This is a genomic window from Nocardiopsis dassonvillei (assembly GCF_964273065.1).
Lineage (GTDB): Bacteria > Actinomycetota > Actinomycetes > Streptosporangiales > Streptosporangiaceae > Nocardiopsis > Nocardiopsis dassonvillei_B.
On sequence record NZ_OZ186815.1, the window covers coordinates 3,084,041 to 3,109,538 of the forward strand.

At 74.8% G+C, this 25,498-nt stretch carries 22 protein-coding genes; 12 read left to right on the forward strand and 10 right to left on the reverse strand.

Annotation, left to right across the window (positions count from 1 at the left end; genetic code table 11):
• The 4 genes from ACSUPR_RS13590 to mnhG are packed head-to-tail and all read left to right on the forward strand — an operon-like array spanning position 1 to position 2,985.
• Positions 1-1,659: a Na+/H+ antiporter subunit D gene (locus ACSUPR_RS13590; protein ID WP_436891650.1), complete on the forward strand. Its 1,659-nt coding sequence runs from the start codon at positions 1-3 to the stop codon at positions 1,657-1,659.
• Between the two features lie 11 nt (positions 1,660-1,670).
• A complete protein-coding gene (locus ACSUPR_RS13595) occupies positions 1,671-2,264 on the forward strand; it encodes a Na+/H+ antiporter subunit E (protein ID WP_436892006.1) in 594 nt (197 codons plus the stop codon).
• Positions 2,261-2,602: a monovalent cation/H+ antiporter complex subunit F gene (locus ACSUPR_RS13600; RefSeq protein ID WP_436891651.1), complete on the forward strand. Its 342-nt coding sequence runs from the start codon at positions 2,261-2,263 to the stop codon at positions 2,600-2,602. The genes ACSUPR_RS13595 and ACSUPR_RS13600 overlap by 4 nt, the downstream gene beginning before the upstream one ends.
• Positions 2,599-2,985 (forward strand): monovalent cation/H(+) antiporter subunit G, encoded by a 387-nt coding sequence (mnhG, locus tag ACSUPR_RS13605; protein WP_436891652.1) that lies wholly within the window; start codon positions 2,599-2,601, stop codon positions 2,983-2,985. The genes ACSUPR_RS13600 and mnhG overlap by 4 nt, the downstream gene beginning before the upstream one ends.
• Positions 2,986-3,100: 115 nt before the next feature.
• Here the strand turns inward: mnhG and ACSUPR_RS13610 are convergent, their stop codons facing one another.
• The 3 genes from ACSUPR_RS13610 to ACSUPR_RS13620 all read right to left on the reverse strand — a co-directional run bounded on the left by ACSUPR_RS13610 (position 3,101) and on the right by ACSUPR_RS13620 (position 6,416).
• Complete coding sequence (locus tag ACSUPR_RS13610; RefSeq protein ID WP_436891653.1) at positions 3,101-3,490, reverse strand: DUF779 domain-containing protein; 390 nt, start codon at positions 3,488-3,490, stop codon at positions 3,101-3,103.
• A complete protein-coding gene (gene exaC, locus ACSUPR_RS13615; protein WP_436891654.1) occupies positions 3,490-5,013 on the reverse strand; it encodes an acetaldehyde dehydrogenase ExaC in 1,524 nt (507 codons plus the stop codon). The genes ACSUPR_RS13610 and exaC overlap by 1 nt, the downstream gene beginning before the upstream one ends.
• A gap of 116 nt (positions 5,014-5,129) precedes the next feature.
• Positions 5,130-6,416, reverse strand: coding sequence for a GAF domain-containing protein (locus ACSUPR_RS13620; RefSeq protein WP_436891655.1), 1,287 nt, complete (start codon positions 6,414-6,416; stop codon positions 5,130-5,132).
• 301 nt (positions 6,417-6,717) lie between these two features.
• On the opposite strand from ACSUPR_RS13620, the gene ACSUPR_RS13625 reads away from it, so the two are divergent.
• Positions 6,718-7,326, forward strand: a complete 609-nt coding sequence (locus ACSUPR_RS13625; RefSeq protein ID WP_436891656.1) for a hypothetical protein — start codon at positions 6,718-6,720, stop codon at positions 7,324-7,326.
• A gap of 13 nt (positions 7,327-7,339) precedes the next feature.
• Here the strand turns inward: ACSUPR_RS13625 and ACSUPR_RS13630 are convergent, their stop codons facing one another.
• Complete coding sequence (locus ACSUPR_RS13630) at positions 7,340-8,869, reverse strand: PucR family transcriptional regulator (protein WP_436891657.1); 1,530 nt, start codon at positions 8,867-8,869, stop codon at positions 7,340-7,342.
• Positions 8,870-9,056: 187 nt separating this feature from the next.
• Here ACSUPR_RS13630 and ACSUPR_RS13635 point away from each other — a divergent pair, with 187 nt between their 5' ends.
• The 4 genes from ACSUPR_RS13635 (at position 9,057) to ACSUPR_RS13650 (ending at position 12,542) form a co-directional block, all read left to right on the forward strand.
• A complete protein-coding gene (locus ACSUPR_RS13635) occupies positions 9,057-9,548 on the forward strand; it encodes a GreA/GreB family elongation factor (protein ID WP_436891658.1) in 492 nt (163 codons plus the stop codon).
• A gap of 214 nt (positions 9,549-9,762) precedes the next feature.
• Entirely contained in the window at positions 9,763-10,818 is a 1,056-nt protein-coding gene (locus tag ACSUPR_RS13640; protein ID WP_436891659.1) for a medium chain dehydrogenase/reductase family protein, read from the forward strand.
• 27 nt (positions 10,819-10,845) lie between these two features.
• Entirely contained in the window at positions 10,846-11,937 is a 1,092-nt protein-coding gene (locus ACSUPR_RS13645; protein WP_436891660.1) for a sensor histidine kinase, read from the forward strand.
• Positions 11,934-12,542: a response regulator gene (locus ACSUPR_RS13650; protein ID WP_436891661.1), complete on the forward strand. Its 609-nt coding sequence runs from the start codon at positions 11,934-11,936 to the stop codon at positions 12,540-12,542. Before ACSUPR_RS13645 ends, ACSUPR_RS13650 begins: the two co-directional genes overlap by 4 nt.
• A 360-nt stretch (positions 12,543-12,902) precedes the next feature.
• On the opposite strand, the gene ACSUPR_RS13655 is transcribed toward ACSUPR_RS13650, so the two are convergent.
• The 4 genes from ACSUPR_RS13655 to ACSUPR_RS13670 form a co-directional block, all read right to left on the reverse strand.
• Positions 12,903-13,685 (reverse strand): ABC transporter, encoded by a 783-nt coding sequence (locus ACSUPR_RS13655; RefSeq protein ID WP_436891662.1) that lies wholly within the window; start codon positions 13,683-13,685, stop codon positions 12,903-12,905.
• Positions 13,682-14,617 carry an ABC transporter ATP-binding protein gene (locus ACSUPR_RS13660; protein WP_436891663.1) on the reverse strand — a complete coding sequence of 312 codons (936 nt, stop codon included), beginning with the start codon at positions 14,615-14,617 and terminating at the stop codon, positions 13,682-13,684. The genes ACSUPR_RS13655 and ACSUPR_RS13660 overlap by 4 nt, the downstream gene beginning before the upstream one ends.
• 150 nt (positions 14,618-14,767) lie before the next feature.
• Positions 14,768-16,351 (reverse strand): MFS transporter, encoded by a 1,584-nt coding sequence (locus ACSUPR_RS13665; RefSeq protein ID WP_436891664.1) that lies wholly within the window; start codon positions 16,349-16,351, stop codon positions 14,768-14,770.
• Positions 16,352-16,362: 11 nt separating this feature from the next.
• Positions 16,363-16,878, reverse strand: a complete 516-nt coding sequence (locus tag ACSUPR_RS13670; protein WP_436891665.1) for an NAD(P)H-dependent oxidoreductase — start codon at positions 16,876-16,878, stop codon at positions 16,363-16,365.
• Positions 16,879-17,019: 141 nt separating this feature from the next.
• Between ACSUPR_RS13670 and ACSUPR_RS13675 the strand changes: the two genes are divergently transcribed.
• Together ACSUPR_RS13675 and ACSUPR_RS13680 are read left to right on the forward strand one after the other, a co-directional pair.
• Positions 17,020-20,259, forward strand: coding sequence for a BTAD domain-containing putative transcriptional regulator (locus ACSUPR_RS13675; RefSeq protein ID WP_436891666.1), 3,240 nt, complete (start codon positions 17,020-17,022; stop codon positions 20,257-20,259).
• Between the two features lie 213 nt (positions 20,260-20,472).
• Positions 20,473-21,654 (forward strand): beta-1,3-glucanase family protein, encoded by a 1,182-nt coding sequence (locus ACSUPR_RS13680; RefSeq protein WP_436891667.1) that lies wholly within the window; start codon positions 20,473-20,475, stop codon positions 21,652-21,654.
• Here ACSUPR_RS13680 and ACSUPR_RS13685 read toward each other — a convergent pair.
• Positions 21,651-22,745 carry an enoyl-CoA hydratase/isomerase family protein gene (locus ACSUPR_RS13685; protein ID WP_436891668.1) on the reverse strand — a complete coding sequence of 365 codons (1,095 nt, stop codon included), beginning with the start codon at positions 22,743-22,745 and terminating at the stop codon, positions 21,651-21,653. The genes ACSUPR_RS13680 and ACSUPR_RS13685 overlap by 4 nt on opposite strands.
• Before the next feature lie 536 nt (positions 22,746-23,281).
• On the opposite strand from ACSUPR_RS13685, the gene ACSUPR_RS13690 reads away from it, so the two are divergent.
• A complete protein-coding gene (locus tag ACSUPR_RS13690) occupies positions 23,282-24,616 on the forward strand; it encodes an MFS transporter (protein WP_436891669.1) in 1,335 nt (444 codons plus the stop codon).
• Between the two features lie 12 nt (positions 24,617-24,628).
• Here ACSUPR_RS13690 and ACSUPR_RS13695 read toward each other — a convergent pair whose 3' ends face one another.
• Entirely contained in the window at positions 24,629-25,231 is a 603-nt protein-coding gene (locus ACSUPR_RS13695; RefSeq protein WP_436891670.1) for a TetR/AcrR family transcriptional regulator, read from the reverse strand.
• Positions 25,232-25,498: the final 267 nt, after the last annotated feature.

Consider the following 25,498-nt stretch of genomic DNA (forward strand, 5'->3'; position numbering starts at 1 on the left):
ATGAGCTGGGACTACTTCGCGGGTCTCCTCCACTACCTCATCCCGCTTCCGGTGGTCGTTCCGCTGTTCGCGGCCGGGGTCAAGCTGGCCATGGGCAGCCGCTGGCCCAAGGTGCAGCAGTGGCTGAGCATCATCGCGCTGACGTTCGTACTGTTCGTCGGGTTCGTCCTGATGCTCGGCGCGGACGCCCTGGGTCCTCAGGTCGTGCAGGTGGGCGGCTGGGAGGCGCCGATCGGCATCACCCTGGTGGCGGACCGGCTGTCCGCGCTCATGGTGACGGTGTCCTCGGCGATCACCCTGGCCGTGCTCGTGTACTCCATCGGTCAGGGCATGGCCAGCCGGGCCGAGGTGGCGCCGCTGTCGGTGTACCAGCCCACCTACCTGATCCTGGTCGCGGGCGTCTCCAACGCCTTCCTCGCCGGTGACCTGTTCAACCTGTACGTCGGCTTCGAGATCCTGCTGACCGCCAGCTACGTGCTGCTGACCCTGGGCGGTACGCAGTCCCGCATCCGGGCGGGCGCCATCTACGTGGTGGTGTCGCTGGTGTCGTCGGTGCTGTTCCTCATCGCGATCGCGCTGACCTTCGGCGCGACCGGCACCGTCAACATGGCCCAGCTCGCCGAGCGGCTGCCGGAGCTGGACGGGCACCTGAAGATCGTGCTCCAGGTGATGCTGCTCTTCGCGTTCGGCATCAAGGCGGCGGTATTCCCGCTGGCCGCCTGGCTCCCCGACTCCTACCCCACGGCGCCGGCCCCGGTCACCGCGGTGTTCGCGGGCCTGCTCACCAAGGTCGGCGTGTACGCGATCATCCGCGCGCACACGCTCTTCTTCCCCGGCGAGGACCTGAACAACCTGCTCATGTGGGTGGCGCTGGCGACCATGATCATGGGCATCCTGGGCGCCGTGGCGCAGACGGACATCAAGCGTCTGCTGTCGTTCACCCTGATCAGCCATATCGGCTACATGGTGTTCGGGGTGGCGCTGGGCAGCCAGATGGGCCTGGCCGGCGCGGTGTTCTACATCGCCCACCACATCACGGTGCAGACCACGCTCTTCCTGATCACGGGGCTGATCGAGCGCCGCGGCGGGTCCACCAACCTGGACGACCTGGGCGGCCTGATCCGGATCGCGCCGCTGCTGGCGGTCCTGTTCTTCATCCCCGCGATGAACCTGGGCGGGATCCCGCCGCTGTCGGGCTTCCTCGGCAAGATCGGCCTGTTGCAGGCCGGTGTGCAGGCGGGCACCCCGCTGGCCTACCTGCTGGTGGGCGCGTCGGTGCTGACCAGCCTGCTGACCCTCTACGTGATCGCCCGCGTGTGGAACTACGCGTTCTGGCGGGCCCCGTCCGAGGGCAAGGTCGCCGACCCGGGAACCGTGCTGGAGGACACCGAGGCCGACGACACGTCGACCGCGGCCCTGGGACCGGGCGTGGCCGTGGGGCCGTCCTCCCGGCTGGGCGGCACGACCACGCTGTCCACCCCGATGGTCACCTCGGTGGCCCTGCCCAGGACCATGGTGGGCGCCACGGCCGCGCTGGTGGTGTTCGGGCTGGCCCTGACGGTGTTCGCGGGCCCGCTCATCGCCTATTCGTCGGAGGCGGCCACCGAACTGCTGGCCCGCACCCCCTACATCGAGGCCGTGCTTGGAGGTGACCGGTGAGCGAGCCGAGGATGGGGAGGAGGATCAGGGCCTCCGCGCTGCGGCGGCGGCTGGGGAAGGTCCAGATCCCCGTGGCCCTGGGCATGACCCTGGTCTGGATGCTGCTGTTCAACGGGTTCCAGTGGCGCTGGGAGTCCCTGGGCCTGTTCGTGCTGGGCTTCCTGGTGTCGGTGACGATCATGCTCGTGTTCCCGCTGCCGCCGATCGTCCCGGGGTTCCGCTTCCGGCCGCTGCACCTGGCGTACCTGGTGCTGCACGTCATCGCGAAGATGTTCACGGCGAGCATCCAGGTGACCCGCCTGGTGTTCTCCCCGCGGGAGGTGCACAGCTCGGTGATCGCCGTGCGGATGCGCACCGAGTCGGACCTGATGCTCGTGTGCACGGCCATCGCCAGTTCGATCATCCCCGGCACGGTCATCGTCGAGGTCTCGCGGGACGAGTGGACCCTGTACGTGCACATGCTGGGCGCCGCCGATGAGGAGGGCATCGCGAAGATGCACCGGGACGTCCTGGTCCTGGAGCGGCTGCTCGTGCGGGCCCTGGGGACACGGGAGGACAACGGGATGCTGGACGCGGCGACGCCGTCCGGGAAGGAGCTCGTGTGAACACCTTGTGGGTCGTCATCGCCGTCCTGCTCGCCTTCGCCTCGCTGGTGAGCCTGGTGCGGCTGCTACTGGGCCCGAGCATCCTGGACCGGGCCCTGTCCGTGGACGTGCTGCTCGCCTCGGCCCTGGTGGGCCTGGGCACCTACGCCGCGTTCAACCGCGATCCCACGGTCCTGCCGACCCTGCTGGTGCTGTCGCTGGTGGGCTTCGTGGCGACGATCAGCATCTCGAAGTTCGTGGCCCGCCGCCCGGAGGAGCACGTGGCCACCCCGACCGACGTCATCCAGCAGCCGATCGCCGGCCCGCCGCCGACCGCCGACGAGGGGGGGAACCCGTGAGCGAGGAACTCGTCACCGTTCTCGACTGGATCGCCATCGTGTGCCTGCTGTCCGGAGCACTGCTGTCGGCGGTGGCCGCGGTGGGCCTGGTCCGCTTCCCCGACCTGCTCTCCCGCATGCACGCCGCGGCCAAGCCGCAGGTGCTGGGGATGCTGCTGGTGCTGGTGGGGATCGGACTCCGGCTGGTGCCGGTGGAGGAGACCAACGTGTTCAACGTCGGCACCCTGCTGCTGGTGGGGCTGTTCCAGGTCGTCACGATCCCGGTGGCCGGGCACATCGCGGCCCGGGTCGGCTACCGGACCGGGCGCATCCGCCAGGACCTGCTGGTACGCGACGACCTCGCCGAGCGGTTGGAGCGCATGCGCGCCGAGGAGTCGTCCTGACCGCCGCCGTGTGAGCGGCGGCGGGAGCGGGCGGGCCCGGGGGCGTCCCCGGGCCCGCCCTTTCCCCTCGGAGGATCGGCCGCCCGTGCTCGCGCACCTGCGGCACCGTGGTCCGTCACGGGAGGCGGTCGGCCTCCTCGTCCGTCATCAGGCGGGAGCGGATGAGGAACCGGTTGCCGGTCGGCGCCTCCAGCGAGAACCCGGCCCCGCGCCCCGGGACGACGTCGATGGTCAGGTGGGTGTGGCTCCACAGTTCGAACTGGGAGCGGGACATCCACACCGGCACCGGTTCGGGGGTGCCCGGATCCAGGTCGCCCAGGTGCACGTCCGAGGCCCCGGTGCGGAACTCCCCGGCCGGATAGCACATGGGCGAGCTGCCGTCGCAGCAGCCGCCGGACTGGTGGAACATCAGCGGCCCGTGCTCGGTCCGCAGCTCGCGGAGCAGGGCGGCGGCCGCGTCGGTGACGGCCACCCGTTCCACCGGTGTGTAGGCCCCGGCGCCCATCAGAAGAATCCCAGCGCCTCGTCGGAGTAGCTGACCAGCAGGTTCTTGGTCTGCTGGTAGTGGTCGAGCATCATCTTGTGGTTCTCGCGGCCGATACCGGACTGCTTGTACCCGCCGAACGCCGCGTGCGCCGGATAGGCGTGGTAGTTGTTCACCCACACCCGGCCCGCCTGGATGTCGCGGCCCGCCCGGTAGGCGGTGTTGCCGTCGCGGGACCACACGCCCGCGCCGAGGCCGTACAGGGTGTCGTTGGCGGTCTTGATCGCGTCGGCGTAGCCCTCGAACCGGGTGACCGACACCACCGGCCCGAAGATCTCCTCCTGGAAGATGCGCATGGTGTTGCCGCCCTCGAACACGGTCGGGGCCACGTAGTAGCCGCCGGACAGGTCGCCGCCGGGGTCGACCCGCTCGCCGCCGGCGAGGACCCTGGCGCCCTCCTGGCGGCCGATGTCGATGTAGGACAGGATCTTCTCCAGCTGGTCGTTGCTGGCCTGGGCGCCGACCATGGTCTCGGTGTCCAGCGGGTTCCCCTGCTTGATGCGGCCGACCCGCTCCACCGCGTCGCCGAGGAACGAGTCGTAGATGGACGCCTGGACCAGCGCCCGGGAGGGGCAGGTGCAGACCTCGCCCTGGTTGAGCGCGAAGAGGGTGAAGCCCTCCTGCGCCTTGTCGTAGTAGGAGTCCCGGGCCGAGGCCACGTCCTCGAAGAAGATGTTGGGGCTCTTGCCGCCCAGCTCCAGCGTGACCGGGATGAGGTTCTCCGAGGCGTACTGCATGATGAGGCGCCCGGTGGTGGTCTCGCCGGTGAAGGCGACCTTGCGCACCCTGGGGCTGCTCGCCAGCGGCCGGCCCGCCTCCGTGCCGAACCCGTTGACGACGTTCACCACGCCCGGCGGGAGCAGGTCGGCGACGAGCTCCATGAGGAGCAGGATCGACGCCGGGGTCTGCTCGGCGGGCTTGAGGACGACGGCGTTGCCCGCGGCCAGCGCGGGGGCCAGCTTCCAGGTGGCCATGAGCAGCGGGAAGTTCCACGGGATGATCTGGCCGACCACTCCCAGCGGCTCCTGGAAGTGGTAGGCGACGGTGTCCCCGTCGATCTGGGAGGTGTGGCCCTCCTGGGCGCGGATGGCGCCGGCGAAGTAGCGGAAGTGGTCGACGGCCAGCGGCAGGTCCGCGGCCAGGCACTCGCGGACCGGCTTGCCGTTCTCCCAGGACTCGGCGACGGCGAGGCGCTCCAGGTTCTCCTCGATGCGGTCGGCGATCCGGTTGAGGACGAGGGCGCGCTCGGCGGCGGAGGTGCGGCCCCAGGCGGGGGCGGCCCCGTGGGCGGCGTCGAGGGCGAGGTCGATGTCCCCGGCGGTACCGCGGGCGACCTCGGTGAAGGTGTTCCCGGTGACCGGGGTGGGGTTCTCGAAGTAGCCGCCCTTGACGGGCCTGACCCATTCGCCGCCGATCCAGTTCTCGTAGCGCGGGGCGAACTCCACGACGCTTCCGGGCTGTCCCGGGGGAGCGTACACGGCCATGGTGAGCCTCCTTCGTGCGCCGGACGGGGCCCGGCGGTACCAACGGGGTCGACGGCAGTGACGCTAGTCACACGTACGTTGCGAGTACGTTGCGGCGGCAACGCCGCGGAGGGTGCTCACTCCCCCAGCCAGCGCAGCCGCCCGCGCAGGGCGGCGTGCCCGGGCGAGGCGGGGTCGAGGGAGTCCAGCACCGCCCCCAGGACCCGGGGGTCGTCGCGCCACTCGGGGTGCTCGGCCCAGGCCAGCAGGACGGCGGGGTCCCTCTCGCCGTCGAGCCCGCCGACCAGCTCGGCGTCCAGGCCCTCGCGGATCTCGATGACCCCCGGGGCCTCCGAGGCGGGCAGCACCGGGCCCCGGTAGGAGCGCAGGGCGCCCAGCCGGTCCCCGGCGGCCAGCCGCCCGCGCACGGTGTCGAGGTCGGTGGGCAGCGGGCGCAGCAGCCGGTAGGGGCGCGAGGCCAGCAGGCCGTGGCCGACCAGGCGGCGCAGCCGGGACATCTCCGCGCGGACCGTCACCGGGGAGGCGTCGCGCTCGTGCAGCCGGGCGCCCAGGGCGGCGCCGCTCAGGCCGCGCGGAGCCGAGGACAGCAGCAGGAGGATCTCGGAGTGGCGGGCGCTCAGTTCCACCGTGCGCCCGTCCATGGTGAGCCTGGCGCCGTCGCGGCCCAGGACCTCCAGCCGGAGGTGGTCGGGCACCCGCCCCGGGGGCTCCGCGGAGGGACGCGGATCGGGCAGCAGCCCGGCGATGCGGCGGGCGCGCAGCTCCATCTCCGCCGCGGTGGCCGCGGCCCGCACCAGGGCCAGCGCCTGGGGCGAGGCCACCTGGTCCTCGCCGGTGATGTCGAGGACGCCCAGCAGCGCGCCGGTGTCGGGGTCGTGCAGGGGCGCGGCCGAGCAGCTCCACGGCTGGGCGCTGCGGGCGAAGTGCTCGCTGGCGAACACCTGGACCTCGTGGTCGAGGGCGAGCGCGACTCCGGGGGCGTTGGTGCCCGCCGACCTCTCGTGCCAGTTGGCGCCCTCGACGAAGCGCATCTCCTCGGCTCGGCTGCGCAGCCGGTGGTCGCCCTCCACCCACAGCAGCCGTCCCGCGGCGTCGCCGACGGCGACGATCTGCGGCCCCGGGGCGGTGTCAAGCAGGAGCCTGCGCAGCAGCGGCAGGGTGGCGGCCAGCGGGTGGGCGTCCCGGTGGTCGGCGAGGTCGGAGCCGGCCAGTTCGATGCGCGGGGAGACGCCGTCCGGGTCTATGCCCAGGCGGGCGCTGCGCCGCCATGACTCGACGACGACCGGGCGGACGGTGCCGCGCACGCGGCCCGAGCCGGTGAAGTCCTCGTGGGCGAGCGCGACGTCCCTGCGCACGGCGTCGGGATCGGCGTCCCACGGCCAGGCGTTCCACGTCCAGGACATGTGCGACCTCCCCTGTGCGCGAGGCGGCGGGCCGCCGCGCGGCCGGTCCCCGGCTCGGCCCCGTCGAGGTGGGGTCCCACGATTCAAACCGGGCGCGGGCCTCCTGACAAGGGGTTCCGCGCAACCGGCGGTGGATCGTCCCGGTACATCCCCGGGTGTCAGGAACACGGATCCGGAAGAAACCGGCCGCGCCACCGGAACCCGCGTGCTCCGGCCCTCGTCCCACCACCGTGAGCGCACCCGGTGGAAATCCGGGTCCCGTCGCCGGGACCGGACGGGTGCACGGATACCGGAGGATGACATGTACCCACAGCAGCCGCCTCCCCGGGTCTCGCCCTCGGAACTGCGGCCCGGCCGTTTCGGTTACTGGGCGGGGGGCACCGTCATCCTGCTCGGCGGCATCGCCGGGGCCGTCGGGTTCGTCCTCTTCCTGGTGCGGGCGGTGGCCCTGCCGACGTTCGCCGCCCAGGTGCCCGGGAGCGGCGAGGACGCCTTCTCCCACTCACCGGGGGAGGAGACGGCGATCATCGCGCTGTACACCGACTCCCCGGCCGGGTCGTACGCGGAGTGCGGGCTGCTCACCCCCGGTGGCGAGCCCGTCGGGTTCACGGACCCGGAGTTCTCCCACACGAGCTCGGAGTGGCGGCTGGCCGGGGTGGCCTCCCCGCAGGAGTCGGGCGAGTACACGCTGGTGTGCGAGGGCCCGCCGGACACCACCTACGCAGCGGCCGCGGTCCCCGCGGACCTCGGGGTGGTCGGAGGTGTCATGGGCGCCCTGGCCTCGTTCTTCCTCATCCCGCTGGCCGGACTGGTGGTCGGGCTGGTCCTCGTCATCTCCACGGCCGTGCGCCGCAACGGGCACCGGAAGCGCCTGCTCGCCGAGCGCTCCGGGTACCGCTACCGGGGATGAGCGGTCCCGGTGGTCAGGGATCACCGGGCAGGGCGGCCAGGGCGACGGTGAGTGCGACCCGCGCCCGGGGTTCGTGCAGCCGCAGGTCCGCGACGCCGCGCAGGCGGCGCAGCCGGTAGCGGACCGTGTTGGGGTGCACGCCCAGCAGGTCGGCGGCGGCCACCGGGTCCCCGTGCGCGTACAGCCAGGCCCGCAGGGTGCGGGTGTACTCGGTCCCGTGGTCGGCGTCGTGGCGGGCCAGCACCGCCACGGGGTTGCGGCCCGGCAGCCGCCCGGCCTCGGCGGCCAGCCGCAGGCGGCGCAGGAGGACCGCGTCCCAGGCGTCGTCGTAGACCACCGGTACGGCGCCGTCCCCCGCCAGGGTCAGGCACTCGTCGGCCTCCCGGCGGCTCGCGGGCAGGTCCCCCGCGTCGGCGGCGCCGCCCACCCCGGCGGCCACACCCGGGTGGCCCGGCAGGGCGCGCACCGTGGCGCGGACCCACTCCAGGGCCGGGGCGACCTCCGCGTTGCAGGGCAGCACCGTGTAGACGGTGGTGCCCAACAGGGTGCTGCGGCCCGGCCGCGACCAGCCGAAGCCGGTGGTGACCTGCTCGAACAGGTGCAGAACGGTGGCGTCGGGCGGTGCGGCCCGGGCGTGCATCGCGATGACCCGCAGCCCGTCGGCGGGCAGGCCGATCCGGTCGAGCGCCTGCTCCGGATCCTGCGACCCCTCCAGCAGGTCGATGACCGACTCCGACTCCACCTGGCGCTCCAGGTCGCTGCTCACCCGTGCGCGCAGCATGTGCAGTCCCACCGTGCGGGCGCCCTCGCTGAGCGCGCGGGCCCGCTCGGGCCCCAGGGGGGTGTCGCCGACCGCCCACAGTGAGCCGAGGAGTTCGCGGCCCACCCGGACCGGCACGGCGGTGCGCCCTCCCATGCCGAACTCCGGCAGGCCGGGCACGTACAGGGGCCCCTCGGCCGCCGCCAGCCGGGCGGCCGTCCCGTCGGACTCCAGGCGGTCGCGGATCCCCGCGGGGGCGCGCCGGGCGATGACGGTGTCCCGGCGGGCCCGGTCGGTGTCCCCCTGGTCGGCGGAGTAGGCGATCACCCGCCAGGCCCGGTCCTCGATGACGACCGGGGCGCCGACCTCGGCGGCGACGGTGTCGGCCAGGGCGAACAGGTCGCTGGGCCCGCGCCCGGACTCGGTCTCGCGGCCCTCCAGCACCAGCCCGTAGACGATGCCGGAGATCTGGCTCCAGGACACGGCGGGCTCGACCACGACCATGGCGACACCGCGTTCGCCCAGGGCGGCGCGCACCTCGGCACCGGGCCCGGTGGCGGAGCGGATGATGACGACGACTGCACGGGCCTGCTCGGCCAGCCGCAGGGCGGTGGCGGAGGAGTCGACGCCCACGGCGAGGAAGGCGTCGCCCAGCGGGGGCGCGCTGTCGGTGGGGTCGTGCATGGCGACGCTGCGCAGCTCCCGGCGGCGCAGGCCGCCGTCGCCGACGAGGTGGGCGCCGTAGCCGCCCAGGACGTTGACGAGCCGGTCGAGGGTGATCACCGAACCGCCTCCCCCTTGTCGTCAGGCGACAAGGACCGACACCGTGATTGTCGTTCCACGATAACGGGTCGCCCGCCGTCGGTGGACACACTCGGTTTCGAGGGGCGACGCCCCCACCCCTCACGTGCTCCTCTCCGCGCCACGGACGCCGTCCGTGGCGCTTGTCCGTGAAGACAAGGAACGTCCCATGCACAAGACCACCGACACCTGGATGACCCGGGAGGCGTACGAGCGGCTCAAGGAGGAGCTGCGGGTGTTGAGCGTCCTCCCCGAGGACGGCACCGGACCGGGATCCGGGTCGGACGCCGGGGGCGCGGGGAGCACCATCCCCGCGCCCCGCTACATTCACGACCCGGCCGTGCGCCTGGCCCGGGTGCAGACGATCGAGCGGCTGCTGCGCGAGGCCGTGGTGGAGGAGGCGGCACCCGACGACGGGGTGGCCGGCCCGGGCAAGGTGCTGACGATCCGCTACGACGGCGAGGAGGACACCGAGGAGTTCCTGCTCGGCGTCCGGGACGCCTCGGTGGCGGACGCGGTGACGGTGTACTCGCCGCAGTCGCCGCTGGGGGCCGCGCTGCTGGGCGCGGAACGCGGCGAGCGGCGCACCTTCACCTCTCCGCGCGGGGCGGTGATCGGGGTGACGCTGGTGGACGCGGCCCCCTACCGCTCGGCGCGCTGACCGCGGCTCCGGGACGGCCGGTCCGGCCGTCCCGGAGCCTTTTCCGTTTCCTCCTTGACATTTCCCTCTTGTGAGTGTGTACTCACATACATAAGCGGGTTCGGAGCACTCCGGCCCCGGAGGAGCCGAAACCTTGCCCGATTCGGGCTTTTTTTCGGCCTCCATGAGTAAGTGATGACTCACAAACATAACCGTCGAAGAGAAGGAGCCCCCGATGAGCGCCACCGGTCACACAGCGCGCACCGCCCTCGAAGCCGTCCTGCACGGCCCCGGCGCGGCCGAGGAGATCAGCCTGCGCCACCGGCCCCTGGACCCCCTCACCTCCGGAAGCGCCCTGGTCCGGGTGGAGGCGACCGGTGTTTCCTTCGCCGAGCAGCAGATGCGCCGCGGCAAGTACTACGACCAGCCGCCCTTCCCGTTCGTGCCCGGCTACGACCTGGTCGGCCGGGTCGAGGAGGTCGGCCCGGGCACCGATCCGTCACTGCTCGGGCGTCGGGTGGCCGCCCTCACCAAGACCGGCGGCTGGGCCGACCGGGTCGTCCTGCCCGCCGCCGGCCTGGTCCCGGTCCCCGACGGGCTGGACCCGGCCGTGGCGGAGGCCGCCGTGGTCAACGGGGTCACCGCGTACCGCATGCTGCACCGGCTCGCCCGGGTGGAGCGGGGAGACACCGTCGTCGTGCTGGGCGCCAACGGCGGGGTGGGCTCGCTGCTCGTCCAGATGGCCCGCCGCACCGGGGCCACCGTCATCGGCACCGCCTCCGCCCGGCACCTGGAGGCGGTCCGCGGGCTGGGCGCGCACGCCGTCGACCGCCGCGCCCCGGACCTGTACGCCCGCATCCGGGAACTGGCCCCCGAGGGGGTGGCCGCCGTGTTCGACCATGTGGGCGGGCCCGGCATCGCCGACTCGTTCCGGCTGCTGGCCCCGGGCGGGACCCTGGTGTCCTACGGCACCGCCTCCACCCGCGACGTCGAGGGCGACGCGCGGATGCCGGTACTGGCCCTGTTCGGCCGGCTGCTGCTGTGGAACGCGCTGCCCAACCGGCGCGGCGCCCACTTCTTCGACCTGTGGCAGGGGCACCGCTCCCCCGACCGCTACCGCCGCCTGCTGGCGGAGGACCTGGGCGCGGTGTTCGCGCTGCTGGCCGAGGGGGCGATCGCCCCGCCGGTCGCCGCCAGGATCCCGCTGGAGGAGATCGGCCGGGCGGTCTCCCTGGCCGAGTCCGGCACCGTCGTCGGCAAGGTCGTCGTCGTGCCCGGGGCGCGGGACTGACCCGCCCGGCCCCCGTAGGATGCGGGCATGGGGCAGGAGCAGGGAACGGTGCGCACCGCGTTGCTCTCGTTCGGGCTGACCGCCCTGTTCACCGCGCTGCTGTGGCGGGAGTGGGAGCGGGCCGCGGCCGACTCGGCCCTGCCCTGGTCCGCCGCCGTCCCCGCCCTGGGGCTCTACCTGCTGGGGTGCGCCGCCCTGCCCGCGGCCGCGCCCCCGCTGGGCCGCACCGGCCGGCTCGCCGCCTGCGCGCTCCTCCTCGTGGCGGGCTGCGGACTGGTCGCCGCCACGGGGCTCCAGCACTCCTGGATCACCATGTTCGCGCTGGCCGCCTGTGCCACCGCGCTTCCGGTGGCCCTGTCCCTCGGGGCGACCGCCCTGGTCCTGGCCGGGGTCGGCACCGCCGCGCTGGCCACCGGCCGGACCGAGGGACAGCTGGGCGGACTCGTCGTCATCGGCTCGGTCTCCGTGGCCGTCGCCCTCGCCGTCCGGCTGGTGGAGGCCAACGCCGAACTGCGGCGCGGCCGCGACCAGGCCGCCCAGCTCGCCGTCCTGCGCGAACGCGAGCGCTTCTCCCGCGACCTGCACGACCTGCTCGGCCACAGCCTCACCACGATCGTGGTCAAGGCCGGAGCGGGCCGCCGCATCCTGGAGGCCACCGGCGACACCGCGCGGGCGGCGGCCGAGCTGCGCGACCTGGAGGACCTGGGGCGCCGCTCGCTGGCGGAGGTCCGCGAGGCCGTCGCCGGGACCCGGCGGGTCACCCTGGCCGGGGAGCTGCTGCGCGCCGGGGCCGCGCTGGCCGCCGCCGACGTCGAGCTGCGCACGCCCGCGGAGGTCCCCTCCGGCGGCGACGAGGCGCTCGGTTACGCGGTCCGCGAGGCCGTCACCAACGTGGTCCGCCACGCCCGCGCCACCAGGGTGGAGATCGCCACCGGCCCGGGCTGGGTCGAGGTCCGGGACGACGGGTGCGCCGACGGGGTGGTCCGGGGCGGGGGGCTCTCGGGTCTGGAGCGCAGGCTGGCCGAGCGGGGCGGCGTGCTCACACTCCTCCCCACACCGGGCGGCGGGCTCACCGTCCGCGCCGAGGTACCCGCCGACGAGAGCGGAGGGCGCGCGTGATCCGGGTGCTGGTCGCCGACGACCAGGCGATGGTGCGCGGGGCCCTGGCCACCGTGCTCGACCTGGAGTCCGACATCGAGGTGGTGGCCCAGGCGGGGGACGGCGCCCGGGCTCTGGCCCTCGCCCGCCGGACCCGGCCCGACGTCGCGCTGCTGGACGTGAGGATGCCGGGCGGCGACGGTATCGAGGTGTGCGCCGAGCTGACCCGCTCGCTGCCGGGGTGCCGGGTGCTGATGTGCACCACGTTCGGCCGCCCCGGCTACCTGACCCGGGCGCTGCGGGCGGGGGCGGGCGGGTTCGTGGTCAAGGACGCCTCCCCGGAGGACCTGGTGGACGCCGTCCGGCGGGTGCACCGGGGGCTGCGGGTGGTCGACCCCGATCTGGCCGTGGCCTCGCTGACCCACGGCACCAGCCCGCTGACCCCGCGCGAGCGCGAGGTGCTGGCCGCGGTGCTGAACGGCGGCGACGACGTGGCCGCACTGGCCCGCTCGCTGGGGATGAGCCAGGGGACGCTGCGCAACCACCTCTCCTCGGCCATCGGCAAGACGGGGACCCGCACCCGCGCCGAGGCGGCCCGGGTGGCCGAGGAGCACGGCTGGCTCTGAGGGGGTCCAGGCCTCGGGGGCGCAGACCGGGGCGATGGTCCCGCCGGCCCTGCCGAGGCGGTCGAAGGAGACCCGCGCCTCCAGGCCGGGTGCGGACAGGAGCAGCGTGCCCCGTTCCTCGTCGGTGAACCGCGGGGACGGGCCCCGCGGGCGGCCGCAGGTGTACGGGGCCCGCTCGTGGTCGGCCGATCACCGCGGGCACCTCCCGCGGGGCGCCGGGGAGGCCGTCGGAGGACACCCGGCCGAGGCCGGCTCGGGGGCGTCGTGCTCCCGGCCGAGGTCCCCGACGGCCGCGCTCAGGGCGGCCGGGTCCGGGCGGAAGCCGGAGGGAGCGGCCCGGTCCCGGCGCGGCGGCCCTCCTCAGACGTCCCGGCCCCGGACCGCGCGGTCCGCCGCGAACAGGGCCAGCGCGCTCCAGGCGGCCAGCACGAGCACGGCGGCCGCCGGATGGGGCCCGTGCGGTCCTGCGATCCCGGCCAGGGAGTGCAGTGCCTCGCCCGGCAGCAGCGGCAGCACCCGGTCGCCGCCGGGGAGCCACCCGGCCAGGGTGGGGGCGACCAGCAGGGCCAGGGCGGCGACCACCCCGCCCGCCGTGGAGCGGGACCACAGCGCCCCGGCCGTGGCCACCAGCGCGTGGAAGGGCGCCATCAGCGCGGCCCCGGCGACCGCCCGCCACACCGCGGGGTCGCCGGCGTCCCAGGCGGGCAGCCCCGCCCCGGCCAGCACCACCAGGGAGACCAGGGCGGCACCGGACGCGGCGACCAGCGCGACCGCCCCGGCGGCCGCGACCACGATGGCGGAGCGGGCGGCCAGAGCCCGGCCCCGGCGCGGGGTGGCGGTGAAGGTCGTGCGGACCATGCCGGTGGCGTACTCGCCGCCCACCGCGGCGGCCGCCAGCACGGTCAGCACCAGCGCCGCGGCGTCCGCGCCCAGCAGGGCGGCGGTCAGCACGTCGAAGGCGGGCTGGTCGGCCAGGGCGACCCCGGTGGTCGGCTCCAGGGTCAGGCAGAACACGGCGGCGACCGCGAGCGCCAGCCCCACCGCACCCGCGGCGGCGCGGCGGTTGCGTGCGAGTCCCGCCAGCTTGGTCCACTCCGCGGCCACGGCTGCGCCCGTTCCCGGACGGCTCCCGACGGCGGTCATCGCACCCACTCCCCTTCTCCGGTTCCTCCGGCCGCCCGGTCGGCGGCCTGCCCGTGCCGCCCGGTGAGGCGGATGAACGCGTCCTCCAGGCGGGCCCGCACCGGCACCAGCGCGTGCAGGACGATCCCGTGCGCGGCGGCCGTCTCGCCCACCCGGGCGGCGTCCATACCGGTCACCGACAGGCGGCCTCCGTCCGCGGGCACCGCCGTCGCACCCGCGCGGACCAGCAGCGCGGACAGCCCGTCCGGGTCCGGGGTGGCCACCTCGACGCGCCCGCGCGCCCCGGCGGCCAGCTCGGCGACGCCGACGTCGGCGACCAGCCTCCCCCGGGAGATCACCAGCACGTGGTCGGCGGTGGCCTCCATCTCGTTCATGAGGTGGCTGGACACCAGCACGGTGCGCCCCTCGTCGGCGAATCCGCGCAGCAGGCGGCGCACCCACACGATGCCCTCCGGGTCCAGCCCGTTGAGGGGCTCGTCCAGGATGAGCACCCCGGGATCGCCGAGCAGCGCCCCCGCGATGCCCAGGCGCTGGCGCATCCCCAGGGACAGGTGCCGGATGCGGTGCCCGCCCCGGCCCTCCAGACCCACCAGGCCCAGTACCTCGTCCACCCTGGCCCGGCCGATGCCCGCGGCGCGGGCCTGCCACAGCAGGTGCCCGCCGGCGGTGCGCCCGGGGTCCACGGCGCCGGGGTCGAGCAGTGCCCCGACCCGCCGGGTGGGGGCGGGCAGGTCGCGGTAGGGCACCCCGTCGACGGTGGCGGTTCCGGAGGTCGGGGCGTCCAGCCCCAGGACCATCCGCATGGTGGTGCTCTTGCCCGCCCCGTTGGGCCCCAGGAACCCGGTCACCCGGCCGGGTTCCACCGCGAAGGTCAACCCGTCCACGGCGACGGCGTCCCCGTAGCGCTTGACGAGTTCCCGTACGGCGATCATCGCTCCCCCTCCTGTCGGCCGGTCCCCTCCAGCCTGACCCGCGGGGGCGCGACGGGCCCGGGCCGTCCGTCAGGGACCGCCCATGACGGCTGTCACGGGTGTCCCGGCACGCCGCGGCGCCGGCCGGAGGCCGCCCGGCGCCGCGCGGTGTCAGCCCGCCACGGTCTCCCCGACCTCCGGGCTCGTGTCCCCGCCGTCCGCGGCAGTCCCGGTGGGCGGGACCCGGCGCAGGGCCGCGGCCGCCAGGACCGCGATCCCCACCGCCAGGGCGGCGCTGATCCAGGCCACCGTGGTGAAGGAGGACGTGAAGGAGGCGGCCGCGGCGTCCAGCAGGTCCCGTGCCACCGGGGCGGGCAGGTCGGCGGCGGCCCTCCCCGCGCCCTCCAGCCCGTCGGCCGCCTCGGCCGCGTCGGCCGCGGAGACGCCCCCGGGAATCGCGTCGGTCATCGACAGGCGGTAGACCGCCGTGCCCACGCTGCCGAAGACGGCGATGCCCAGGGCCACGCCCACCTCCATCGCGGTCTCGCTGATGGCGGCGGAGGCGCCCGCCTTCTCCGGCGGGGCCGAGCCGACGATGAGGTCCGTGCCCAGCGCCATGATCGGGCTGGTGCCGACGTAGACCAGGGTGAACCCGGCCACCACGGTGAGGAGCCCGTCCTCCGGCCCCACCCGGGTGAGCAGCAGGAACCCGAGGGCGGCCAGGGTCAGCGAACCGGCCAGGACGCGGGCCGGGGGCACCCGGCGGGCGATGACCGGGGCGAGCGTGGAGGCGACGACCAGCCCGGCCGCGGACGGGAGCAGCCACAGCCCGGCCACCAGCGGGGAGAGCCCCGCGACGGACTGGAGGTACTGAGTGACGAACAGGTAGATGCCGCCGACCAGCAGCAGGCCCATGAGCATCACGGCCAGCGCGCTGGAGAAGGCCGCGCCGGCGAACAGGCGCAGGTCCATGAGCGGGTCGGCCAGGCGGCGCTGCCTGCGCACGAACAGGACGCCGAGCACGGCGCCGGCGGCGATCGCCGCCAGGGCCACCGGTTCCGGCCCGTGCTTCGCGAGCTGCTTGAGGCCGAAGACGACGGGCAGGACGGCTGCCAGCGAGAGCAGGGCGCTGGGCAGGTCGAGGCGGCCGGGTTCGGGGTCGCGGTACTCGGGGAGCAGGAACGGGGCGGTGGTCAGCAGCAGCACCATCACGGGGACGGCCAGCAGGAACACCGAGCCCCACCAGAAGAACTCCAGCAGCAGGCCGCCCAGGATCGGACCGAGCGCGATGCCCGCCGAGAAGCTCGTGGCCCACACGCCGAAGGCGAGCCCCCGTTGCCGCGGGTCGGGGAACATCGTGCTGATCAGCGCGAGCGTGGAGGGCATCAGGGTGGCTCCGGCGACGCCCAGCAGCACACGGGCGGCGATGAGCATCTCCGGCGTCGTGGAGTAGGCGGCCATCACCGAGGCGGCCCCGAACGCGGCGGAGCCCAGGATGAGCAGGCGTCTGCGCCCGATCCGGTCGCCGAGGGTGCCCATGATGACGAGGAACCCCGCCACCATGAACCCGTAGACGTCGATGATCCACAGCCGTTCGGAGGCGGAGGCGCCGAGGTCGGTGCTCAGGTGCGGGAGCGCCAGGTACAGGACGGTGATGTCGAGGGCCTGGAGGGTGGTGGGCAGGCTGAGTACGGCCAGGCCCGCCCAGGCCCGCCATCCCGCCCTCGCGGCGGGGGCGGTCGTGTTCGCTGACATGTTCGTGCCTTTCACGGGGTTCGGTTCCGGTGGGGCGGACGCGCCCTCCGGAGGAGGCGGTCGAGCAGCCGGTCGGCGGTGTCCTCGCACCACCGGTCGGGGTCCGGCGCCCTGGGCAGGACGGCGGTCGTCACCAGCGGTCCGGTCGGGAGGGGTCGGAGGAGGGCGCCGACGCGGTCCGCGTCGGCGCGGGTGCCGAGGGCGAGGAGGGCGATCGGCTTGTCCCGCCAGGTCTGCGCGCACCAGCCCACGGCGTCGGGCAGCCCGGCGGGCAGGCCGCCCCCGACGGCGACGACCACGAAGGCGTCGGCGTCGGCCAGCCAGGGGGTGAGGTCCTCGACGGCGCAGGGCACGGGCCCGGAGCGGGGGTCCCCCGCCTCGGGCAGCCCGGCCTCGGCCAGGTCGAGGAGGTCGGCCCCGAGGTCGCTCCGGCGGACGGCCCGGCCGGCGATCCGGTCGGCGGCGGCCCGGCCCTCCCCGTCGGCGCCGTCGAAGACGATCACGACGCGCGGCGGTCCGTCGTCCATCGGGGTCCCCCTCCGGGTCTGCGGGCGCCTCGTCCGCCCGGTACGGGACAACTCCACCGGGCCCCGCGCACGGTCCGCCGACGGTCCACCGACGGCGGGCCGCGGGCGGACCGTGCGCGGCCGCGGGGCTAGGTTGATCCCATGCGTTTCGGGGTGTTGGGGCCGCTGGCCGTGTGGACCGACGAGGGGGCCCTCGTCCGTGTACCCGAGGTGAAGGTGCGGGCCCTGCTGAGCGCGCTGCTGATGGATCCGGGGCGGGTGGTCTCCGCCGACCGCCTCGTCCGCCACCTGTGGGGCGACCATCCCCCGGCCAATCCGGCGAACACCCTCCAGACCAAGGTGTCGCAGCTGCGCCGGGCCCTGGAGCGGGCCGAACCCGGCGGCCGGGAGCTGGTGGCGCACCGCCCGCCGGGGTACGCGCTGGAGGTGTCCGCCGAGGGGGTGGACACCGGGCGGTTCTCGGCGCTCGTGGAGAGGGCCCGCTCGACCGCCGACCCCCGGGCGCGCGCCGCGCTGCTGTCGGAGGCCCTGGACCTGTGGCGGGGACCGGCGTTCGCGGACCTGTCCGGCTCCGGGCCCGCCGAGGCGGTGGCCGTGCGGTGGGAGGAGCGCCGGCTCACCGCCGTGGAGGACCTGGCCCGGGCACGCCTGGAGGCGGGCGAGCACGCACTCGTGGCGGAGGGGCTCGCGGAACGGGTGCGGGAGCATCCGCTGCGCGAACGGCTGCGGGCGCTCCACATGCTCGCCCTGTACCGGGCCGGCCGCCCGGCCGAGGCCCTGTCCTCCTATGCCGACCTGCGGGAACGGCTGGCCGAGGAACTGGGGGCGGACCCGGGTCCGGAGACCGCGGCGCTGCACCTGAGGATCCTGGACCAGGACCCCGGGCTGGACGGCCCCGCCGAGGAGGATCCCGACCGCCGGACCGGCGGGCTGCCGGTGCCGGCGACCGCCCTGGTGGGCCGCCGGGTCGAACGCGACCGCGCCGTCGGCCTGCTGGACCGCCACCGCCTGGTCACCCTCACGGGCCCGGGCGGGGTCGGCAAGACCCGGCTCGCTCTGGCGGTGGCCGAAGCGCGCGCCGCGGACCACCCCGACGGGGTGTGGCTGGTGGAACTGGCCGGACTGCGGCCGGAACGGGAGTCGGGCGCCGGACCGAACGCGGTGGCCGAGGAGGTGGGCGCCGTGCTGGGGCTGCGCGGCCGGGGCACCTCCGAGACCGACCCGCTGGTGCGGCTGTGCGACGCCCTCTCCGCCCGGCGGGCCCTGCTCGTGGTGGACAACTGCGAGCACGTGGTGGAGTCCGCCGCCCGCACGGTCACCGCCCTGCTGCGGGCGGCGCCCGGGGTGCGCGTGCTCGCCACCGCCAGGGAGCCCCTCGCGGTGGACGGCGAGGTACTGGAGTCGGTGAGCCCGCTGGGGCTGCCCGGCGCCGGCACCGGACCCGTCTCGGCCCTGGAGTCGGACGCGGTCCGGTTGTTCACCGAGCGCGCCGCGGCGGCCTCTCCCGGTTTCCGGCTGACGGAGGCCAACGTGGACGCCGTGGTGGAGATCTGCCGCAGGCTGGACGGCATCCCCCTGGCCCTGGAACTGGCTGCGGCCCGGATACGGACCCTGGGCGCGCACGGGCTGCTGGAGAGGATCGGCGACCGGTTCCGGCTGCTGTCCGGGCGGCGCCGGGACGCCCCGGCCCGGCAGCGCACCCTGCGGGCGGTGATCGACTGGAGCTGGGAGCTGGCCTCGGAGGCCGAGCGCGCCGTGCTGCGCCGTCTGTCGGTGCACGCCGAGGGGTGCACCCTGGAGGCGGCGGAGGCGGTGTGCACGGGGCCCGGGGTGGACGCCGAGGACGTCCTCGACCTGTTGGAACGACTGGTGGAGCGGTCGTTGGTGGTGGTTGTTCCCGATCCGGACCTCCCCCGCTTCCGGCTGCTGGAGTCGGTGTCCCACTACGGCGCCGAACGGCTGGCGGAGGCGGGCGAGCGGGACGCGGTGCGGCGCGCGCACGCCGCCTACTACGCCGCCCTGGCGGAGCGGGCGGAGCCGCACCTGTACGGGCGGGAGCAGCGCCGCTGGCTGCTCCTGCTGGACGCGGAGACCGCCAATCTGCGTGCCGCCCTGCACCACTCCCTGGAGGCCGGGGACGGGGTCACCGCCCTGCGGCTGGCGCTGGCGGGCACCTGGCACCTGTTCCTGCGCGGCCGGTTCGGGGAGGCGCTGCAGAGGTTCGTCGCGGTCGGGTCCCGGGCACCGGAGGAGGGGGACCTGTCGCCGCTGGAGGTCCGGGCGGCCTGCCTGCGGTCCGCCCTGGAGCTGTACGTCCACGGGAGGGCCGACGCCGGGGCGGACGGTGTCCCGGCCCTGTCGGCCGCGGCCGTGCCCGACGACCTCCCCGGGCGGGTGGCCCGCACCCGGGCCCTCTGGTTCCTGGGTTTCGCCCACATGGGGTTCAGCGGGCCGGGCACCGCCGAGGCCCTGGTGGACGAGGCGCTGTCCGACGCCCGCGCCCTGGGTGACGCCTGGGTGACGGCCGCCTCGCTCGTGGCCCGGGCGAACATCGCCCTCTTCCGCGGTGACCTGCCCACGCTGCTCGGCGACGGCGAACGGAGCCTGGCCCTGTTCGAGGGGCTCGGTGACGGCTGGGGGCGGCTCCAGGCACTGGACGCGCTCTCCGTCCACGCCGAGGTCACGGGCGACCTGCGGCGGACCGCCGCGCTGCGCCGGGAGGCCGTCGGCCTCGCCGAGGGCCTCATGCTGTGGAGCGACCTGTCGCGCCAGGTGGCCGGGCTGGGCCGCGTCGCGCTGCTGGAGGGGGACCTCGACCGGGCGGACGGTCTCCACCGGCACGCCCTGCGGATCGCCGCGGAGCACGGCGACCAGGCGGGGCGGCAGTTCGCCGAGATCGGTCTGGGCATGGCCGCGCGGCGCCGGGGCGACCCGGCCGCGGCGGAGGGGCACCTGCGGCCCTGGCTGGTGTGGAACCGGCGTCTGGGAGCGGAGTTCGGAGTGGCGCTGATCCTGGCCGAACTCGGGTTCTGCGCCGAACAGCGCGGGGACGCGGAGTCGGCCCTGGACCTGCACCGGCAGGGCCTGGCCGCGGCGCTGCGCGGCGGTGACCCGCGGGCGGTCGCCCTCGCCCTGGAGGGCATGGCCGGCGCGCTGGCCCTCACCGGCGGGGACGGGGAAGCGGAGAGGGCCGCGTCCCTGCTCGGCACGGCGGCCGCCGCCCGGGAGGCGGTGGGCGCCCCCCTGCCGGAGGCCGAACGGGGGGACGTGGACCGGATCACCCGGCGCACGGCCGGCACCCTGGGCGAGGAGCGGTACGCGGCCGGGTTCGCCCTGGGGCGGTCCCGACCGCTGCCCTCCCGGCCCGAGGAGGCCGTCTGACCCGCCCGCCGGGCCGGCGGCCCGCGGGGGTCAGGCGCGGGGCCGGGCGGGTTCGGGGCCGGAGAAGTGATCTGAGTCACATGCACCCCCTTCTCACCACGGGCAACGGGCACCCCACCGGAACACCGACGGTTACCGGGGTTGACCGATCAGTTGCCGAATGGTCGTTTAGTGACCAGTTCTCCGCACCCGCTACCTCTGGGGAGAAACACCATGATCGACCGCAGGCTCTTCCTCGGCGGCCTCGGCGCCGCCGCCACCGTCCCGCTGCTGGGCACCCTCGGCTGCACCCCCCGGGAGGCGACGGCCGACCTCTCAGCCGCCACCGGCGCGAGCAATCCGGGAGCGCTCCCGGTGAGCTTCCGGAACGAGACCGGACGGTTCTCCGACGACGAGATCCTCGCCTACGTGATCGGCACCGACCTGACCACCGGGCGGCACAGCCGGGTGGACGCCGACGGCGTCCCCCACCCCGTGAGCCTGGACGACAACGGACCGGACGGGTACGCCGACTACTCGATCCCGTTCGCCGACCTGGCCGGGCTGACCCTGCCGTACATGTCCGGGCGGATCTACCTCGCGCTGGGCGGTCCGCTGCACATCCGCATCGTCGCCGACGGCGACGGGAACCCCGCCCCGCAGCTGCCCGCCGGGTGGGTGGAGGGGTCCCCCGGGTTCGACGTGCTGCACGACACCGTCGAGTTCACCCACAACGACGCCGGGATGTTCTGCAACACCAGCATGGTCGACCAGTTCAGCGTGCCCATCGGCATCCGCCTGGTCGGCGACGCCGACCAGAGCACCGGGTTCTTCCGCCCCGGCGGCCGCGAGGCGGTGTTCCGGACCCTGGCGGCCGACCCCGTGTTCTCGTCCCTGGTGTACGACGACCTGCGGGTCATCGCCCCCGGCCACGGCCTGGACGCCGGGCTGTTCCCGGCCGACCACTTCGACCCCTACATCGACCGGGTGTGGTCGCACTACACGGGCACCGACCTGCGCGTCACCACCAACGCCGGGACCTTCACCGGCCGGGTGCGGGACGGGCTGTTCACGTTCGACGGCGGGGTGCGCGCCTTCGAGCGCCCCTCCACCCGGGACGTGCTGTTCTGCGACGGGGCGCTGGCCGCCCCCAACGACGGGATCGGCGGTCCGGTCGCCGCGATCCTGGGGGCCGCGCTCAACCGGTCCACCCTGCTGACCTCGGCGGACCAGCCCACCGACGACCCGTCCGGCTTCTACCGGGACGAGATCACCAACCGGTACGCGGCGGTCTTCCACGAGAACACCGTGGACGGCAGGGCCTACGGGTTCGCGTTCGACGACGTCGCGGACTTCGCCTCCTACATCCAGGACCACGGCGCGCAGCGGCTGGAGGTCACCCTCACCGCCTTCTAGGCGGGGCCCCGGTGCGCCCCCGGGCCGGGGGCACCGGGACCGGCCAGGCCCAGCGGGCCGTCGGGCGCCGGGAGGAAGTGCCGGGCCACGTCCTCACCGGCGACCCCGGCCAGGGTGTCGGGCACCCACTTGGGGTCGCGGTCCTTGTCGATGATCCGGGCGCGGACCCCCTCGACGAAGTCCGACGAGGCCAGTGCCGCACAGGAGACGCGGTACTCCTGTTCCAGGACCTCCGCCAGGCCGGGCAGCTCCCGGGCCCGGCGCAGCGCCGCCAGGGCGACCTTCACCGAGGTCGGCGACTTGGCCAGGATCGTGTCGGCGGCCGCGGCCGCCGCCGGGTCGCCGTGGCCCCGCAGCCGCTCCACGATCTCCTCGGCCGTGTCGGCGGTGTAGCAGGCGTCGATCCAGCGCTCGCGGACCAGTGTCGGGGCGGGCGCGGCCCCTGCGAACCGGCCCACGGCCTCGGCCACGTCCGCGGCCCCGGCGGCCCCGGTCAGGGCCGCGGCCAGGTCGGCCAGACGCCCGGCGGGCACGTAGTGGTCGGCCAGGCCCAGGGCGAGGGCGTCGCCCGCCCCCACCGGCTCGGCGGTGAGCGCCAGGTGGGTGCCGGTCTCCCCCGGCGCCCGGGACAGCAGGTACGTGCCGCCGACGTCGGGCACGAAACCGATGGTGGTCTCGGGCATGCCCACGGCCGAGCGCTCCGTGACGACGCGGACCGACCCGTGCGCGGACACGCCGACGCCGCCGCCCATGACCACCCCGTCCATGAACGCGACATAGGGCTTGGGGTAGCGGGAGATGTACTCGTTGAGCAGGTACTCGTCCCGCCAGAACGCGGCGGCCGCCCCGTCGCCGGCCCGGGCGCTGGCGGAGATGGCGCGGATGTCGCCGCCCGCGCACAGACCGCGCTCCCCCGCCCCGTCGACGAGCACCGCCGCGACCGCGTCGTCGTGCTCCCAGGCGGTCAGGGCCTCCCGCAGGGCGGTGACCATGTCGTGGTCCAGCGCGTTGATGGCGCGCGGCCGGTTCAGGGTGAGCCGTCCCAGGCGGCCCTCCACGCGGACCAGGACCTTGTCGTCCGCGGCGGGCATCAGGCGGCCCCGGCCGGACCGTGCGTGGAGATCGGGTTCATGGTCTGGTCGGCCCCTTCCAGGGTTCGGTGCGTCCGCTGATCGCGGACGATCCTCTCAGTGTCGTGCCCACCGGAGGCACCGCGCCCCCCGTTCAACGCCGTGGACAGGGGCTTCGTCGCGACGGCGGGCGGTTCCACAGGACCGGCGGACCGTGGACGGCGACGAGGCGCGGGGCCGGGACCGGGGCGCCGTGAGGCGGCCCGCGCCGCCCCGAGCACGCCACGCCGCCGCGGATTCCGCCTGGGAACGTGAATCCCTTTTCGGAATCGGCCCCTCCCGCATTCCGGAAATGATCGCCGGACTCCCGCACGGCGCAATTCCGGGCGGCACCCGTCCTCCGTTCCTATGCTCGGGTCCCGCACGGGCGGCGCCGGATCGGGGCCCGCCGGGCCGGGGCCGGTCACGGGGCGTGTCGGCCGGGGACCTAGGGTGGCCGTGAGGCCCGGTGCCGACTCCGCGACAGCCCCCCGCCGCAGCCGGGCCGGAAAGGTCCGGTGATCCCGCCCGTGTCCTCCGAGTCCTCCGAGTCCGCGTCCGTTCCGCGGCCGCCCGCCGCGGAACGTTCGCTCGGCCGACGCTTCTGGGCGTTCTGGTCGGCCGCACTGGCCGCCAACCTGAGCGACGGCGTCGCCATGGTCGCGATGCCCTGGCTGGCCTCCTCCCTCACCGCCGACCCCGTGCTGGTCGCCGCCGTGGCCACCGCCGGACGGCTTCCCTGGCTGCTGCTGGCGCTGCCCGCCGGGGTGCTCGTGGACCGGCTCCCCCGCATCCCGGTGATGGCCGGGGCCGGGACCGTCCGGCTGGTCCTGTGGGCGGCGCTGGCCGCCCTGGTGTTCTCCGGGGCCGCTTCGGTGCCGCTGCTGGTACTGCTCGCCTTCTGCTTCGGTGCGCTGGAGGTCTGCTACGACACCGCCGCGGAGACGGTCGTCGCCTCGCTGGTCCCCCGGGAGCGGCTGGAGCGCGCCAACGGGCACCTGCGCACCGGGGCCCTCGTCGTCCAGGAGTTCGGAGGGCGGCCCGTGGGCGGCCTGCTCGTCTCCCTCGGGCTGTTCGCGCCGTTCCTCCTCAACACGGCCGCGCTGTTCGTGTCGGTGCTGGCCCTGGTGCGCGTGCGCGGTGTCGACGCGGTCGGGCACGCGCGTGCCGCCGGTTCGGTCGGTGCTGACCGGCCCGCCCCGGAGCGCCGGGGGCTGCGGGGCGTCGGTGCGGACCTCGCCGAAGGCGTGCGGGCGATCCTGCGCCAGCCGCTGCTGCGACTGGTCGCGGGCATCGCCCTGGCCGTCAACGGGTGCTACGCCACCGCCCTCTCCACCCAGGTGCTGTTCGTGCGGGACGTCCTCGGCCTGGGAGCGGCGGGGTTCGGCCTGCTCATGGCGTTCGCCGCCGTCGGCGGGGTCATCGGCGGCCAGTCGGTGTCACTGTTGCGGTCGGTGCTCCCGCACGGCACCCTGCCGGTGGTCTGCCTGACCGCCACCAGCCTGGTCTACTGCGTGGTCGCACTGCTGCCCCTCACCCCCGTGGTCGCCGTCGGCTACCTGCTGGCGAGCGGACTCATCCTCGGCTACGCGGTGGCGATGACCTCCATCCGACAGAGGATCACGCCCGACCGGCTGTTGGGCAGGGTGAACGCCGCCATGCGCACGGTGAGCTGGGGTGTCAGCGCCCTGGGCATGGCGGCGGGCGGGGTGATGGTCGTCGCCCTCACCCCGCTGACGGGGCACGAGGGCGCTTTGCGCGCCCCCTATGCCCTCATCGGTGCGGCCGGACTGGTCGTCGTCGTGTTCTTCGGCCGCAGGCTCACTCGCCTGGTACGCGAGTACGACGTCTGAGTCCCCCTCCTCTCAGCCGGATGCACCGCCCAGCGGCCCCAGCAGCGTGTAGGCCTCGTCCATGCGGTCCGGGAAGACGTCCGGACTCTGCGCGAGGCGCATCGCGGTCAGCTCGCAGGCCATGGCCAGGTGCGAGGCCAGGACCGCCACGTTCTCCGGGGCTCCGACCTCCATCAGCGCCCCGGCCAGCCGGGTCGCCCGCTGCTGGCGGGTGAGGAGGTAGCGGGAGCGCAGGTCGGTGCTCTCCCGGAGAAGCCGCACCAGGACGACCGAGTGCGCCGGGGAGAGCGCGGCGTGCGGCCGGACCGCGACGCCCGCCTCCCGGAGGAGTTCGACGGCGGCACCCAGGTCGTCACCGAGCGGGCGGGGGGCCTTGTCGCGCACGTAGGCGCACAGGCGCTCGACCTCCGCGCCCTCGTCGGCGAAGAGGACCTGCTGCTTGTCGCCGAAGTAGCGGAAGAAGGTCGTCCGACCGACCTCCGCGCGCTCTGCGATGGCGGCGACCGTGACGTTGTCGAATCCGTGCTCGGCGAAGAGCTGGAAGGCGGCTGACACGATCATGGCCCTGGCCTTGCGACGTTTGCGGGCGTGAAGTGTGTCGGGGGGGTGGTGCATGAGGCGGACCCTATCGAGTGGACCCGGTTCTACCTGGGGCGTGGGACCATTGGGACGGTAGTCCCGAAACGCCCCCTGAGGGCCGGGATAGCGGGAAGTCGTCTGGGCCTGATGGGGGTTTTGGAACGCATCCGCACGGGCTCAGGCCCCGTCCCGTACGGTGACGCCGGTTGGGCCGGAATTTTATTGCAGAGCTCCCCCGGTCTGACAACCGCAGTACCCCCGATACATGAAACCCCTTGCCCATAAGGTTTCTGACCAAGTGGA